Source organism: Pseudarthrobacter sp. KH_020_B (assembly GCF_057840185.1).
This window is the reverse complement of sequence record NZ_CM174506.1, coordinates 600,967-615,943: the sequence shown is the minus strand read 5'-3', so window position 1 is coordinate 615,943 and position 14,977 is coordinate 600,967. Positions and strand designations below refer to the sequence as shown.

General features: G+C 66.1%; 16 protein-coding genes. 8 read left to right on the top strand and 8 right to left on the bottom strand.

What is annotated here, in order from left to right:
• Positions 1-62 precede the first annotated feature (62 nt).
• Positions 63-248 (bottom strand): hypothetical protein, encoded by a 186-nt coding sequence (locus AC3IT0_RS03000; RefSeq protein WP_489322326.1) that lies wholly within the window; start codon positions 246-248, stop codon positions 63-65.
• Positions 249-509: 261 nt separating this feature from the next.
• Here AC3IT0_RS03000 and purS point away from each other — a divergent pair, with 261 nt between their 5' ends.
• Genes purS through purL form a run of 3 tightly spaced genes read left to right on the top strand, consistent with a single transcriptional unit; the run spans position 510 to position 3,866 of the window.
• On the top strand, positions 510-761 hold the full coding sequence (gene purS / locus AC3IT0_RS02995) for a phosphoribosylformylglycinamidine synthase subunit PurS (RefSeq protein ID WP_056631212.1): 252 nt from the start codon (positions 510-512) through the stop codon (positions 759-761).
• 1 nt (position 762) lies between these two features.
• The gene (gene purQ, locus AC3IT0_RS02990; protein WP_058930174.1) at positions 763-1,536 is read left to right on the top strand and encodes a phosphoribosylformylglycinamidine synthase subunit PurQ; all 774 of its coding nucleotides are present in this window, start codon (positions 763-765) and stop codon (positions 1,534-1,536) included.
• Entirely contained in the window at positions 1,533-3,866 is a 2,334-nt protein-coding gene (gene purL / locus AC3IT0_RS02985) for a phosphoribosylformylglycinamidine synthase subunit PurL (RefSeq protein WP_489322325.1), read from the top strand. Before purQ ends, purL begins: the two co-directional genes overlap by 4 nt.
• Positions 3,867-3,936: 70 nt before the next feature.
• On the opposite strand, the gene AC3IT0_RS02980 is transcribed toward purL, so the two are convergent.
• From AC3IT0_RS02980 to AC3IT0_RS02965, 4 genes are all read right to left on the bottom strand, one after another.
• Positions 3,937-4,878, bottom strand: coding sequence for a type IV toxin-antitoxin system AbiEi family antitoxin (locus tag AC3IT0_RS02980; RefSeq protein WP_489322324.1), 942 nt, complete (start codon positions 4,876-4,878; stop codon positions 3,937-3,939).
• A 168-nt stretch (positions 4,879-5,046) separates the two neighbouring features.
• Complete coding sequence (locus tag AC3IT0_RS02975; protein ID WP_489322323.1) at positions 5,047-5,340, bottom strand: DUF503 domain-containing protein; 294 nt, start codon at positions 5,338-5,340, stop codon at positions 5,047-5,049.
• 79 nt (positions 5,341-5,419) lie between these two features.
• On the bottom strand, positions 5,420-5,962 hold the full coding sequence (locus AC3IT0_RS02970) for a DUF1990 domain-containing protein (protein ID WP_489322322.1): 543 nt from the start codon (positions 5,960-5,962) through the stop codon (positions 5,420-5,422).
• Positions 5,955-6,374, bottom strand: coding sequence for an MmcQ/YjbR family DNA-binding protein (locus AC3IT0_RS02965; RefSeq protein WP_489322321.1), 420 nt, complete (start codon positions 6,372-6,374; stop codon positions 5,955-5,957). Before AC3IT0_RS02965 ends, AC3IT0_RS02970 begins: the two co-directional genes overlap by 8 nt.
• 45 nt (positions 6,375-6,419) lie before the next feature.
• On the opposite strand from AC3IT0_RS02965, the gene AC3IT0_RS02960 reads away from it, so the two are divergent.
• A complete protein-coding gene (locus AC3IT0_RS02960; RefSeq protein WP_489322320.1) occupies positions 6,420-7,448 on the top strand; it encodes an isopenicillin N synthase family dioxygenase in 1,029 nt (342 codons plus the stop codon).
• 36 nt (positions 7,449-7,484) lie between these two features.
• Here the strand turns inward: AC3IT0_RS02960 and AC3IT0_RS02955 are convergent, their stop codons facing one another.
• Positions 7,485-7,910 carry a CoA-binding protein gene (locus AC3IT0_RS02955; RefSeq protein WP_489322319.1) on the bottom strand — a complete coding sequence of 142 codons (426 nt, stop codon included), beginning with the start codon at positions 7,908-7,910 and terminating at the stop codon, positions 7,485-7,487.
• A gap of 272 nt (positions 7,911-8,182) precedes the next feature.
• Here AC3IT0_RS02955 and acs point away from each other — a divergent pair, with 272 nt between their 5' ends.
• The 4 genes from acs to AC3IT0_RS02935 are packed head-to-tail and all read left to right on the top strand — an operon-like array spanning position 8,183 to position 13,474.
• Positions 8,183-10,411, top strand: coding sequence for an acetate--CoA ligase (acs, locus tag AC3IT0_RS02950; RefSeq protein WP_489322318.1), 2,229 nt, complete (start codon positions 8,183-8,185; stop codon positions 10,409-10,411).
• Positions 10,408-11,643, top strand: a complete 1,236-nt coding sequence (gene sfnG / locus AC3IT0_RS02945; RefSeq protein WP_489322317.1) for a dimethylsulfone monooxygenase SfnG — start codon at positions 10,408-10,410, stop codon at positions 11,641-11,643. The genes acs and sfnG overlap by 4 nt, the downstream gene beginning before the upstream one ends.
• On the top strand, positions 11,643-12,983 hold the full coding sequence (locus AC3IT0_RS02940) for an O-acetylhomoserine aminocarboxypropyltransferase/cysteine synthase family protein (protein WP_489322316.1): 1,341 nt from the start codon (positions 11,643-11,645) through the stop codon (positions 12,981-12,983). Before sfnG ends, AC3IT0_RS02940 begins: the two co-directional genes overlap by 1 nt.
• Positions 12,980-13,474 carry a CoA-binding protein gene (locus AC3IT0_RS02935; RefSeq protein WP_489322315.1) on the top strand — a complete coding sequence of 165 codons (495 nt, stop codon included), beginning with the start codon at positions 12,980-12,982 and terminating at the stop codon, positions 13,472-13,474. The genes AC3IT0_RS02940 and AC3IT0_RS02935 overlap by 4 nt, the downstream gene beginning before the upstream one ends.
• Before the next feature lie 47 nt (positions 13,475-13,521).
• Here AC3IT0_RS02935 and AC3IT0_RS02930 read toward each other — a convergent pair whose 3' ends face one another.
• Together AC3IT0_RS02930 and AC3IT0_RS02925 are read right to left on the bottom strand one after the other, a co-directional pair.
• Positions 13,522-14,352 carry a hypothetical protein gene (locus AC3IT0_RS02930; RefSeq protein WP_489322314.1) on the bottom strand — a complete coding sequence of 277 codons (831 nt, stop codon included), beginning with the start codon at positions 14,350-14,352 and terminating at the stop codon, positions 13,522-13,524.
• A complete protein-coding gene (locus AC3IT0_RS02925) occupies positions 14,349-14,900 on the bottom strand; it encodes an RNA polymerase sigma factor (RefSeq protein WP_489322313.1) in 552 nt (183 codons plus the stop codon). The genes AC3IT0_RS02930 and AC3IT0_RS02925 overlap by 4 nt, the downstream gene beginning before the upstream one ends.
• Positions 14,901-14,977 lie beyond the last annotated feature (77 nt).

The following is a 14,977-nucleotide window of genomic DNA, read 5'->3' as shown; positions in this document are numbered from 1 at the left end:
AAAACGGGCGCCCCGTTCAGGGACGCCCGTGTGAAAACTCGAGGCTTGGGTAGGAGTGGCGCCTACTGCCTGGGCGTCCGGACCACGTCGCTGATCCACTGCCGGGTCTTTTCGTCCACGGGGCCGGCCACACGCGTTTCCCGGGCAGCCCGGTCCGCCTTGATCTTCTGCACCACCATCCGGCCGAGCCCGGCAAAAACGGCCACGGCCATGATCGGCAACAGCACGGATTTCGATTTTTCAGCCATGCCGCAATCCTAGTGACGCCGGCTCCGCGAGGCCATAGCCGCCGTCGTTCTTCACCGCCTGGAAGCCCGCCCCGCCGGGATGACTGTGGCCGATCCCACCGAATACAGGGTGCGGCGCTCCGCCCGGTAGAATGGCCTAGCAAGCTCGCGGAGCGCCCGTCCACACTGTTCGAAAAAGAATGTCCCCAACGTCCCGGAACGGCGTAAGACGGCGTGACTCCGCTGCGCCCTTACCCAATGCTCACGCACAGGAGTTGCCGGATGCCCCGGATCGTTGTTGACGTCATGCCCAAGCCCGAGATTCTGGACCCGCAGGGGAAGGCCATCGTGGGTGCACTCCCCCGTCTGGGCTTCACCAGCTTTAGCTCTGTCCGCCAGGGCAAGCGCTTTGAACTGACGGTTGACGGCGAGGTGACCGACGCAATCCTGGCCCAGGCCCGCGAAGCCGCTGAGACCCTGCTGTCCAACCCCGTGATCGAAGACGTCGTCAACGTCGAGGTCGTCGAGGCCTGAGATGACTGAACTTCCCTTGATCGGCGAGGCAATCGCCGTCGCCGCCGAGCCCCGGCTCGCGGGGGCCCGGATCGGCGTTGTCACCTTCCCCGGCACCCTTGACGATCGCGACGCCGCCCGTGCAGTCCGGCTCGCCGGCGGCACCGCAGTGCCGCTCTGGCACGCCGACACCACCCTGGGTGACGTGGACGCCGTCGTGATTCCCGGCGGTTTCTCCTACGGCGACTACCTCCGCGCCGGCGCCATTGCCCGCTTCGCGCCGCTGATGTCCAAGATCATCGACGCCGCGAACTCCGACGCCAAGCTGCCTGTGCTGGGCATCTGCAACGGCTTCCAGATCCTGACCGAGTCGCACCTGCTGCCCGGCTCCATGATCAAGAACGACCACCTGAAATTCATGTGCCGCGACCAGGTCCTGCGGGTTGAAAACAGCAACACCGCCTGGACTCTGGACTACGAGGCGGGCCAGGAAATCACCGTGCCGCTGAAGAACCAGGACGGCCAGTACATCGCCGACGAAAAGGTTCTGGACGCGCTCGAAGCCGAGGGCCGCGTGGTGTTCCGCTACGTGGGCTTCAACCCCAACGGCTCACGCCGGGACATCGCCGGCATCTCCAACGCCGCCGGCAACGTGGTGGGCCTTATGCCGCACCCGGAGCACGCCGTGGAGGTTGGCTTCGGCCCCGAGTCCCTGGACGGAATCGGCGGGTCCGATACCGACGGCCTCGGCTTCTTCACCTCCGTACTGAACAAGATTGTGGGAGGCAACAAATGACCGAGATCAATTCCGTGGTCGAGCCTGTCGAAACCGCCAAGAAGTTCAACATCGACACCGTCGAGAACGCTGCCAAGACTCCGGACACCGAACTGCCGTGGGCCGAACTGGGCCTGAAGCAGAACGAGTTCGACGAGGTAGTCAAGGTCCTGGGCCGCCGCCCCACCGGCGCCGAGCTGGCCATGTACTCCGTGATGTGGAGCGAGCACTGCTCCTACAAGTCCTCGAAGAACCACCTGCGCCAGTTCGGCGACAAGGTGACCGACGAGATGAAGAAGGACATGCTGGTGGGCATCGGCGAAAACGCCGGTGTCACCAACCTGGGCGACGGCTGGGCCGTGACGTTCAAGATCGAGTCCCACAACTCGCCGTCGTTCGTGGAGCCCTATCAGGGTGCCGCCACCGGCATCGGCGGCATTGTCCGCGACATCATCTCCATGGGCGCCCGCCCGGTGGCCGTGATGGACCCGCTGCGCTTCGGCGCCATCGACCACCCGGACACCGCCCGCGTTATGCACGGTGCCGTTGCCGGCATCGGCGGCTACGGCAACTCCCTCGGCCTGCCGAACATCGGCGGCGAAATGGTGTTCGACGCCGTGTACCAGGGCAACCCGCTGGTTAACGCGCTGGCAGTTGGCGTGATGCGCCACGAGGATATCCGCCTCGCCAACGCGTCCGGCAAGGGCAACAAGGTGGTCCTGTTCGGTGCACGCACCGGCGGCGACGGCATCGGCGGCGCCTCGGTGCTGGCCTCGGAGTCCTTCGACGACACCAAGCCGTCCAAGCGGCCCGCCGTCCAGGTGGGCGACCCCTTCGCCGAGAAGGTGCTCATCGAGTGCTGCCTCGAGCTGTTCAAGGGCTCGCTGGTTGAAGGTATCCAGGACCTCGGTGCGGCAGGTATCTCCTGCGCTACGTCCGAGCTCGCCTCCAACGGTGACGGCGGCATGGAAGTTGAACTGACCTCCGTCCTGCTGCGCGACCCCACCCTGACCCCGGGCGAAATCCTGATGTCCGAGTCGCAGGAACGCATGATGGCCGTGGTCACCCCGGAGAACATCGCCGCCTTCGAAGCTGTGATGGACAAGTGGGCCGTGGAGTACTCCTGGCTCGGCGAGGTCACCGACACCGGCCGCCTGATCATCACCTGGGACGGCGTAGTCATCGTGGACGTCGACCCGCGCACCGTGGCCCACGACGGCCCGGTTTATGACCGCCCGTATGCCCGCCCCTCATGGCAGGATTCCGTGCAGGCCGATTCCTTCACCGGATCCGTGCAGGACGCCGGCCGCCCCTCCGCCCCCGCGGAACTGGCTGCCGCCGTCACCGAGCTCGTGGCCTCACCGAACATGTGCAGCAAGGACTGGATCACCAACCAGTACGACCGGTACGTGGGCGGCAACACTGCCCTGGCGTTCCCGGATGACGCCGGCGTGGTCCGCGTGGACGAGGAAACCGGCCTGGGCGTTGCCCTGGCCACCGACGCCAACGGCCGTTACACCTACCTTGACCCGTACCACGGCGCACAGCTGGCGCTGGCCGAGGCCTACCGCAACGTGGCCACCTCCGGCGCCGTGCCGATGGCCGTCAGTGACTGCCTGAACTTCGGCTCCCCTGAGGACCCGGACGTGATGTGGCAGCTCGCGGAGGCCATCCGCGGCCTGTCCGACGCCTGCATGGTGCTGGGCATCCCGGTCACCGGCGGCAACGTCTCGCTGTACAACCAGACCGGCACCACACCCATCCACCCCTCCCCCGTGGTGGCAGTGCTGGGCAAGCTCGACGACGTCGCCCGCCGCACGCCGTCGGGCTGGCGTGAGGACGGCCAGGCCATCTACCTGCTGGGTACGACGGCGGCTGAACTGGACGGTTCCGAGTGGGCCAACATGCGTGGCCACCTCGGCGGACTGCCGCCGGCCGTGGACTTGGCTGCTGAACGCGAGCTGGGTGAAATCCTGATCAACGCGTCCCGCGACGGCATGGTGGACTCCGCGCACGACCTCTCCGAAGGCGGCCTCGCGGCTGCCCTGGTGGAGTCCGCGCTGCGCTACGGCGTAGGCGCCCGGATCGCCCTGCAGGACGTCCTGGACCGCGACGGCGTGGACCTGTTCACGGCGCTGTTCTCCGAGACCCAGGGCCGCGCGGTTGTTGGCGTGCCCCGCTCCGAGGAAGTCCGGTTCAAGGACATGTGCACGGCCCGCGGCTTTGCCCACACGCGCATCGGCGTGGTGGACGCAGCCAGCGGCAACCTGGAGATCAACGGCGTGGACACCATGTCGCTGGACGCCCTCCGCGAAGCCCATGAGGCAACCCTGCCGAAGTACTTCGGCTAATCCCCTTCATCGATTGCTCCGTAACCGCCCTTTTGAACCCTCAGAAGGGCGGTTACGGAGCAATCGATGCTTAACGGCCCATGCGCCACCCCGCCTGGACCAGGGCCAAGCGAACCTTGGCGACCGCAGGCTTGGCGTCATTGAGCATGTGCCGCTTGGAAATCCTGACTTCAGTCCACCCCAGCGCCCCGTACCTCTCAGAACGTGTGATGTCCCGGACGATCTGCCCGTCCTCACCGTGCTGTTCACCTTCGTATTCGATCCCGATCCGGTACTTGCGATAGGACAGGTCCGGCTCGTGATGGCGTGAGCCGTCGTCGCCGATGATCGGCACGTTCAACTCCGGTTCCGGCAACCCGGCCCTCACCATGGCCAGCCGTAGGATCGTCTCCTGCGGCGAATCAGATCCCACCCGGATGAGTTTGATGGCTTCCTTGGCCCTGCGCAGCCCGCGCTTTCCCTTGTGCCTGTCGATCATTCGCTGGAGATCAGCCAGGCTGCAAAGCGGCATGTCCCTGTCCTCAAACGCCGCCCTCGGCACGCGGACACAGCTGTCCCCCATGGCCACAAGCTCGTCCACCGAGAGCATTTCCGCCATGTCCAGCCACGTTCGCTCCGGAGTGGTCACGGGAATTCCGTCAACTGTGGTGACCTCGTCGCTGTAAAGCTTCATCCGGTGCACAATGACGTGCGGCCGGTTCAGGTGTGCCGAGCCCTCAGGCCTGATGAGATGAAACATCTCTGGAGTCCCCTTCTGCTGACGTCGCGGCAGCACGAGCATCTCCGCCGCGGTGAGGTGCGACGCGGCGCATCGCTCATTGACCTCGATGAAGGGCCGGACCCTGTCACTCAAGGGGAGCTCCGCCGTCGGGCTTTCCGACCGGATCCCCTTGCCGAGCCGATGCAGTGCCCGGTGTCGCAGACGCTTGTGCGACACTCCGGCGCGCACCGCCTCGACAACTGTGAACGGGCGGTCCTGTAGTTCCTCGGGCAGCGGGCGCGGGGTCTTCATGGATTCATCAGAGCAGAATACGGCGTGCCCTGCAGAAGTTATCCACAGCCTTCATCGATTGCTCCCCACCGGCACCCTCGCCTCGCAAGCTCGGCCGGGGAACCCTGCCGGCGTGGGCCCAGCGCCGTTTTGGGTACTCAAAAGGGCGCCTACGGAGCAATCGATGGGTCAGTCCTCGCTGCGGAGCTCCCGCTGCCTTGAGCTGAGGAGCTCAAACTCGGGCCGGGCGGCCACAAAGCGTTCGACGGCGGTTAGCACGTCCACGAGGTGCGCCCGGTCTGCTGCTACCAGGCCGGCCCCCACTTGCGAGCGCCGGTACTGTTCATGGTCCCCCACCTCCGCGACGGACACATCGAAGCGGCGCTTGAGTTCGGCCAGCAGCGGCCTGATGAGGGAGCGTTTCTCCTTCAGGCTCTGGACGTCGCCCAGGAGGATGTCGAATTCAATCCAGCCGATCCACATGCAGTAATCGTATCGATTGCTCCGTAACCGCCGTTTTGAGGGGTCAAAAGGGCCGTTACGGAGCACTCGATGGGGGGTTCTATCCTGCGGCGAGCTGACGTGCTCCTTCAAGGTATCGCGAAGTGACATGCCTCTGCGCCGCCCGGGTCACCAGGCCACCTGCACGGTAGAACCAGTTGGCAGGCGTGCTGAAGGCAGTGATCTTCAAGAACACCCGCCCTGTGTCGTCGAGCTCCACCTCAAACGCCTCTTCGCCGCGCGCCGGATGTCCGGGCAGTGTTCCGTAGCCGAAACCCGCAGACTGCGGGCCGTCGCCCGGCACCGGCCGCCGGACCCACACCACTTCACACGGGGCGTCGATGCGGAAAGGCCCGACGCCGAAGCCGCTCACCACGCGCGTTCCCGGGCGGACGACGTCGGACTCGGCCCGGACGCGCAGCCCCGACCGCCGCTGCAGCTCCCAGGTCAGGATTCCCTGCGCCACCCGGCGGTACAACGCCAACCCGTCGCCAAGGTAGGCCTGCGACACCAGGCATGGGTACCCCGCCGGCGGGCGCCCATTCTCGGTGGCGCCGACACCCGGGTAATCGAGCCGGCCGCCGACCAGTCGCTTTTCAGTCAACGGAGCTCTCCCGGGATCCGGTCAGCCGCGCCCACCCCAACTGTTCCTGTTGCTTGCGGGTCAGGGAGGCCACCACCAGGTCGTAGGAGTCCTCCACCATGTCCCTGACCATGGCATCGGGCAGGTTTCCGTCCAGCCGCACACCGTTCCAGTGCGTCTTGTTCATGTGCCAAGCGCCCGTGATTTCCGGATTTGCGGCCCGCAGCTGTTCAGCCAGGGCCGGCTCACATTTCAGGCTCACGGACCAGTCCGCGGAGTCCATGGCGGACAAGGCGAACATCTTCGCTTCGTTTCTGGTTCCTCCGGAAACGGCCGCCCTGACCTTGAACACGGAGGTCTCCGGGCCGAAGGGAAAATCCTCGAAGGCACCGGGAAATGACAGGCATATTGCCTTGAGTTGGGCTGCGTCCATGGACCGAGCCTACAAAGCCCTTCCCGGCGGTGCTAGTCTGCGAAGATGTCACCCGATCAGGCCACCATCCCCGTCCTGGACATGAGCGCCGCACGCCAGCCGTACGGCTCCTTCAGCCCGGAATTCATCGACCAGCTGAGGGACGCCGCCCACAACGTGGGCTTTTTCCAAATCACTGGTTACGGCGCCGCCCCCGGCCAGGCCGAGGAGCTGCTGGCCCTCATCAAACGCTTCTTCGACCTGCCCCTCGAGGAGCGGATGAAGCTGGACAACAGGATTTCGCCGCACTTCCGCGGCTACACGCGGATGGGCACCGAAATCACGCAGGGCCGGGCCGACGCCCGCGAGCAGATCGACTACTCCCCGGAACGCGAACCCGTGCACAACTATCCGGCCGATCAGCCGTATTGGCTCCTCCAGGGGCACAACATGTGGCCCGACGACGCATTACCTGAGCTCAAGCCGGCAGCGATGGCCTGGGCCGACCTGATGTCCGGTGTGGGCATGGAGCTGCTGCGTGGAATCTCGGTTTCGCTGGGCCTGCCGGAGGACCACTTCGACGAGCCCTTCGGCAACGAACCGGCCTGGATGGGCAAGCTGGTGCATTACGTCGGTGGCGTGGTGAAGGCGGCCGGCAACCAGGGGGTGGGCTCCCACGCCGACTACGGCTTTGTCACCCTGCTCCTCCAGGACGAGGTGGGCGGACTGGAAGTACTGCCGCCTGGGACCAGTGAATGGGCGCCGGTTGAGCCTGTCCCCGGGGCACTCGTGGTGAACCTGGGCGAAATGCTGGAGGTGGCCACGGAAGGTTTTCTCGCCGCCACGATCCACCGGGTTCAGGCGCCGCCACCTGGCGTGGACCGCTACTCCGTCCCGTTCTTCTGGTCGCCGCGACTCGATGCCGTGATCGACCCCGTCCCCCTGCCTCCGGAGCTCAAAGCCCAGGCGCGTGGCATCTCCGACGATCCGTCCAACCCGATGCTCGCGTCCTTTGGCCTGAACATGCTCAAGGGCCGCATGCGCGCCCATCCCGATGTGACCGAACGCCACTACCCGGAGCTGATGCCGCGCTGAGGCGCTGGGCACTGCGGGCATCGGGCCCAGGGAAAGTCAGAGGTTGTACTTCCACGCCTGCTGCGCGGGGCAGACGTCCATCACCACGTCCAGGCCGGCGGCCTTGGCACGGGCCACGGCCGCTTCGTCGATAACGCCCAGCTGCAACCACACAGCCTTGGCTCCCACGGCAATTGCCTGGTCCACCACCGCCCCGACCTTCTGCGAATTCACAAAGCAGTCGACGACGTCGAGGGGTTGCTTTTCCGGGGGAATCTCACCGAGGGTGCGGTACCCGGTTTCGCCGTGGACGGCATCGCCCGGCAGGTTGACGGGGATGATCTCCATCCCGAGCCTGTCGCGGATAAACAGCGAGGTGTCGTAGGCTGCGCGCCACTCATTGGTGGTCAGGCCCACGATGGCCCACCGCCCTTTGTTTCGCATCAGGCGCTCAATAACGGCAGGATCGTTGACGTGGCCCATGATGCAAGCGTACATCGTTCCCGAAGCGGTCCCTTGTCGAATAATTGACTGAGCGGCGGGAATCAATGCCGGCGTGAACGAATATTACGTTCCGCGGACCCCGATTTGGCGCAGAGCGTGCGGTTCAGCTGTAGTGGTAATGACCATCCCGAGCGGCCGAGAGACCTGGATCGATGAAGCCGCAGCATCCCTGACCAACGCTGTACCCGTTGAGGCGACCATCCTCGGCGAAAAGCGGTGGGTGCTACTGCCAGGATCGATGGAGCGCACCTATGACATCAGAAGTATCCTCTGCCACGCCTTTGTCCACCCTGAGTCCCGCCAGCGCCGCAGCGGCTGCTGCAACGGACTCCCTTCATTCCACTTCGAACGCGACGGCGGTCGAAGCAGGGCTGCGTGACGCGCCCGGCCCTTCCAGCGGCTCATCGGGATGGTCCTCGACCGAGCCCAAGGACGTCGCCGTGCACGGCGCACCGTCGGGAGGGCCGGCGCGCCACAGCAGCACCACCACCACCGGGAACGAAACTCAGAACGAAGAAACCCAGCCGGACAATGTGGCATTTTGGGAGCAGCAGGCCCTCCGCCTGGACTGGGCACAGCGCGCAGGAAACTCCGGCGGCAAGCCGTGGCACACGGCCCATCGCCGCGTCCCGGCCGACGCCGCAGCCGGAAAAGGCCCGGAGATCACCTGGTTTGAGGGCGGCAAGCTCAACGTCGCCTACAACTGCGTGGACCGCCACGTGGAAGCCGGCCGGGGCGAAAAAGTGGCCCTCCACTTCGAAGGCGAGCCCGGCGACCGCCGCACCATCACGTACGCGGAGCTGCAGCGCGAAGTCTCCAAGGCGGCCAACGCCCTGCTGGCCCTGGGCATCACCAAGGGCGACCGCGTGGTCATCTACCTGCCGGTCATCCCCGAAACCGTCATCATCACCCTCGCCGTGGCCCGGATCGGCGCCATCCACTCGCTCGTTTTCGGTGGCTTCTCCGCTGACGCCCTGAAGTTCCGCGTCGAGGACACGGGGGCCAAGCTCCTGGTGACCACGGACGGCCAGTTCCGCCGCGGCGTGGCCGTGCCCGTCAAGGACAACGCGGACGCTGCCGTCGCGGGCGACAACGCGATCGAGCACGTGCTGGTCGTCAACCGCACCACGCCCGCCGAGGACCTTCACACGGTGAACATGACTGAAGGCCGCGACGTGTGGTGGCATAACGCCGTCGGGAACGCCGCGGAAGTCCACGAACCGGAGGCGTTCGACGCCGAAACGCCGCTGTTCATCATGTACACCTCCGGGACCACGGGTAAGCCGAAGGGCCTGGTCCACACCTCCGGCGGATACCTGACCCAGGCGTCCTGGAGCTTCGAACACCTCTTCAGCAACCCGGATCCGGCACTCCGGGACCAGGACGTGCACTGGTGCACGGCGGACCTCGCCTGGGTCACGGCGCACACCTACGAGATCTACGGCCCGCTCTCCAACGGCGTCACCCAGGTGATCTTCGAAGGCACGCCCAACACCCCGCACCCAGGCCGCCACTTCGAAATCATCGAACGCTACGGCGTCACGCAGTACTACACCGCGCCCACGCTGGTCCGCTCCCTCATGGGCTGGTTCCCGGACGGCGTGCCGGACACGTACGACCTCTCCTCCATCCGGATGCTCGGCACCGTGGGCGAAGCCGTCAACCCCGAGGCCTGGCGCTGGCTGCGCCAGAACGTCGGCGCCGGCACGGCACCTGTGGTGGACACGTGGTGGCAGTCCGAAACCGGCGCCACCATCCTCTCCCCCGCCCCCACCGACACCGAGTTCAAGCCAGGCTGCGCGGCCCGCCCCCTGCCGGGCGTCAGTACCAGGATCGTGGACGACGCCGGCAATACAGTGCCGCCGGGCGTCCAGGGATTCATTGTGGTGGACACCCCCGGGCCCGCGATTGCGCGCACCGTCTGGGGCAACCCACAGCGCTACTACGACTCCTACTGGAGCCAGTACGTGGAGCAGGGCTGGTTCCTGGCCGGCGACGGCGCCAAGTACGACGCCGACGGCGACATCTGGATCCTGGGCCGCGTGGACGACACCCTGAACGTTTCCGGCCACCTGCTGTCCACCATCGAGATCGAGTCGGCGCTGGTGTCCCACCCGGACGTGGTGGAGGCCGGTGTCTGTCCGGTCGCCGATCCCAAGACGGGGCACGCCGTCGTTGCGTTTGTTGTCTTGAAGGTTTCGACAGGCTCAACCACCGGTCCGGTGATTGAGCCTGCCGAAATCCAGGAGGAGCTCAAAGCACACGTCGCGAAGGCGATCGGCCCCATCGCGAAGCCGCGCGACGTCGTCGTCGTTCCTGACGTACCGAAGACCCGCAGCGGCAAGATCATGCGCCGGCTGCTCACCCAATTATTCGAGGGGACCGCCCTGGGCGATACCACCTCCCTCCAAAACGAACCGGCGATCGCCGGCATCCAGGACGTCCTGCGCGAGCGGACCCTAGTAAAGGAAAACTCATGACCGACATTAGCAACGTTGCCCGTCTCTCGGAGCCGCTCAAGTTCGCGTACTGGGTGCCGAACGTTTCCGGCGGCCTGGTGGTCTCCACCATCGAACAGCGCACCGGCTGGGACTTCGAGTACAACAAGAAGCTCGCGCAGATCGCCGAGAACTCCGGCTTCGAATACGCCCTGACGCAGACCCGGTACGCCGCCTCCTATGGAGCCGACAAGCAGCACGAGGCCACGTCCTTCAGCCTGGCCCTGCTCGCCGCCACCGAGCGCCTGAAGGTCATCGCCGCCGTCCACCCGGGCATGTGGCACCCCGGCGTGCTGGCCAAATACATCATCACCGCGGACCACATCTCCAACGGCCGCGCCGCGGTCAACATCGTCTCCGGCTGGCTCAAGAACGAGTTCACCAACTTCGGCCTCGACTGGCTGGAGCACGATGAACGCTACGTCCGCACCGAGGAATTCATCAAGGTGCTGCGCGGATTGTGGACCGAGCAGGAATACAGCCAGGCCGGCAAGTACTACAACATCACCGACTTCACCCTGAACCCGGCCCCCGTGGACGTCCCCGGCCGTGCGCACCCCGAAGTCTTCTTCGGCGGAAACTCGACGGCGGCGCAGGCCACCGCCGGCCGCGTGGCCGACTGGTACTTCTCCAATGGCAAGGACCTGGAGGGCTTCAAGGAGAACATCTCCGGTGTGGTTGCCGCTTCGGGTGAGACCGGCCGCGGCACCGGCGGCGCCCTTGCTGCACCGCGGTTTGGCCTCAACGGCTTCGTCATCGCCCGCGGCTCCGAAAAGGAAGCCCGCGACACACTCCGCGAAATCGTGGCGAAGGCACACAAGCCCGCCGTCCAGGGCTTCCGCGACGCCGTGCAGGAAGCCGGCGCGTCCACCAAGGACGGCAAGGGCATGTGGGCCGATTCCAGCTTCGAGGACCTGGTCCAGTACAACGACGGCTTCAAGACCCAGCTGATCGGCACCCCGGAGCAGATCGCCGAGCGGATCGTCGAGTACAAGAAGATCGGCGTGAACCTGTTCCTCACCGGCTACCTGCACTTCCAGGAGGAAGTCGCCGCGTTCGGCCAGGACATCCTGCCGATCGTCCGCGAGCTGGAGGCCGACCTCGCGCGGAAGAACGGTACCGAACTCGACCTGACCGGGGTTTCGACAGGCTCAACCACCGGGCTTGGCTCAACCAGCGGGCTGGGCGCAACCACCGAACTGGCGGCTGTCTGATGGCTGACCGCACATTCGGATTCCGCACCCGCGCCCTGCACGCCGGCGGCACGCCCGACGCCGAGCACGGCGCCCGCGCGGTGCCCATCTACCAGACCACGTCCTTCGTGTTCAAGGACACGCAGGACGCCGCCAACCTCTTTGCGCTGCAGAAGTACGGCAACATCTACTCCCGCATCGGCAACCCCACCGTGGCAGCGTTCGAGGAGCGCATCGCCTCGCTGGAAGGCGGCATCGGCGCGGTGGCGACGTCGTCGGGCATGGCCGCGGAGTTCATCACGTTCGCCGCGCTGACCCAGTCCGGCGACCACATCGTGGCGGCCTCCCAGCTGTATGGCGGCACCGTCACGCAGCTGGATGTGACCCTCCGCCGCTTTGGCGTTGACACCACGTTCGTTCCCGGCACCGACCCCGCGGACTATGCCGCGGCGGTCCAGGAGAACACCAAGGCGATCTTCGTCGAGGTGGTGGCCAACCCGTCGTCGGAAGTCCAGGACCTGGCGGCCCTGGCGAAGGTAGCGCACGACGCCGGCGTCCCCCTCGTGGTCGACGCCACCTTGAGCACGCCGTACCTGGTGCGCCCGATCGAACACGGCGCCGACATCGTGATCCACTCCGCCACCAAGTTCCTCGGCGGGCACGGCACCACCCTGGGCGGCGTGATTGTGGAGAGCGGCCGGTTTGATTGGGGCAACGGCAAGTTCCCCACCATGACCGAGCCGGTGGCGTCCTACGGAAATGTCTCCTGGTGGGGCAACTTCGGCGAGTACGGCTTCCTCACCAAGCTGCGCTGCGAGCAGTTGCGCGACATCGGCCCGGCGCTTTCGCCGCTCTCGGCCTTCCAGCTGCTGCAGGGCGTGGAAACCCTTCCGCAGCGCCTGGACGAACACCTGAAAAACGCCCAGGCCGTGGCCGAATGGCTCGAGGCCGATCCCCGCGTGGCCTACGTCAACTTCTCCGGGCTTCCCTCGCACCCGCACTTTGAGCGCGCGAAGAAGTACCTGCCGCTGGGCCCGGGCTCCGTGTTCTCCTTCGGCGTGAAGGGCGGCCGCACTGCCGGGCAGAAGTTCATCGAATCCCTGCAGCTGGCCTCGCACCTTGCCAACGTGGGCGATTCCCGCACGCTGGTGATCCACCCGGGCTCAACCACGCACCAGCAGCTAAACCCGGCCCAGCTGGAGTCCGCGGGTGTTCCCGAGGACCTGGTCCGCATTTCTGTGGGCCTGGAAGACATCGACGACATCCTGTGGGACCTGGACCAGGCCCTGGACGCGGCGTCGGCACCGGTGGTCGAGCTTGTCGAGACCGTGGATTCCTGCACGATCGGAGCGAACGTATGAGCACCGGCGAACGTACCTGGACCGGACCTTCCGCTCCGGAGCGCCTGAACCTGCTGCGCGCAGCCACCTCGATTGCGATCGTGGGCGCCTCGGACAAGCCGTCCCGGGCGAGCTATTTTGTGGCGACGTACCTGCAGTCGTCCGCGCGGTACAAGGTGTACTTCGTGAACCCAGTGGTCAAGGAGATTCTTGGTGAACCCACCTACGCGTCATTGGCCGACCTTCCCGAGAGCCCGGACATCGTGGATGTGTTCCGCAAGCACGACGACCTCCCGGGCGTCCTGGACGAAGCCATCACGGCCGGCGCCAAAACCCTCTGGCTGCAGCTCGGCTCCTGGCACGAGGACGTGGCCTCGGACGCGGAAGCGGCCGGGCTCAACGTGGTGATGGACCGCTGCGTGAAGATCGAGCACGCCCGGTTCCACGGCGGACTGCACCTGGCCGGCTTCGACACCGGAGTGATTTCCTCCAAGCGGCAGCTGCTTTCCTGACTGGAAGCAGTTACCAACGGACAGGCTGTTCCTGACGGAAAACCTGACTACCGGTTGAACTTCTTCAGCCAGATTGAACCGGGGTCGGCACTGCCGGCCCCGGTTTTTTCTCTCAGGGCCGGAGGCACGATAGCTGACGTCAGCGACTCCCCCGCCGCGGCAAATTCGGCCAGGGTACCGGCAACCAGCTTTCCGGCTTTGTCGAGCTTGGCAGCGGCGTCGGTGGCGCCCTTGGCAGGAACGTTGATTTCCTGGGTGGCAGCGTTCCCCGGCGTGCCGCCGTCGTCCGCCTTTGTCTTGCCGGTCGACGTCCCGGGCAACCCGCCGTTTCCGCGGCCGGCCGGGCCGGTACCCGCGCCCTGATTTTCCGGACCGTAGCCAGGCGTGGCAGTTTCCGGTTCAGCATTTTGGGGCTGTTCCGGCGCTGCGTCGGCAGGGGCTGCCGGCTCCGCGGGCAACTGCGCCTCCCCCGGATCGGCGGCGCTCCCGCTGGCGGCCGGAGTCCCGGTGATGGACCAGCCGGGAGCCCATTCCTGCAACAGTTGCTGAACGGAGCTGCTGGCTTGCGCGTTCGGGGCTGACCCGGTGGCGGCCACACCTGTAACCCCCAACCCCATCCCGGCGATGACGGCAAGGCCCACAACTGTGGTCCGGTGTTTGCGGAGCAGTCGGTGCCGGGCGAGCTGGTGGGTGTGGCCGAACTTGTGGGTTTGCCCTGACAGGAGTGCAGCCAGTTCAGGTCCGGGTTCGGGGACCGGCAGGGAGCCAAGGGCGCCCAGCCCGAGCAGGGTTTCGCGGAGGCCGGCGGCATCGGTTCCACCGGCGTCGAGGAGCATTTCATCAACGGTCCGGATCAGGGAGCTGGCATTGGACGTCATGGCGCCACGTACTCCTTCACTGCGGACTGCTCGCGCAGCCGGATCAGGGCACGGCGCTGCAGCTGTTTAACGGCGCCTGCACTCTTTCCCATAACGGCGGCCGCCTGTTCCACTGTCAGCCCCGCGACGAGGCGTAACGACAGCACTTCCCGCTGCTCATCCGGCAGCTCGTCCAGGAGATCCGCGACCTCCTGCGGGGAGATCCGCCGCAGTGCCTCATCCTCGGCCGAGGACTCCTCGCGTCCGTCCAGCTCCGGTTCGAACGGGAGTTTAATGGGGGTACGTTGCTGCCTCCGGTGGTCGTCCACCATCCTGGCGTGCGCCACGGAGAAGACAAACGTGCGCAGCCCGGCGACGCCGCCGGTAACAGTCTGCAGCCTGGGCAGGACGGCGAGGAAGACTTCCTGCATAACTGCCTCCGGATCTTCTACCCCGCGGGCTGTGAGGTAGCCCAGGACCTGTGACGCGTAGGTTCGGTACACGATGCTGAAGAGCTCCGGATCGCGGGCGCGCGCATGCAGAACGTCGTCTGTCAGTGCATCTGTCACGGACACAGGGCCTTCGGTGGAGGGGACTGGACTTTGCTCAGCTTAGGGCCCGCATGTCATCCGCGGAATGCCCTCGC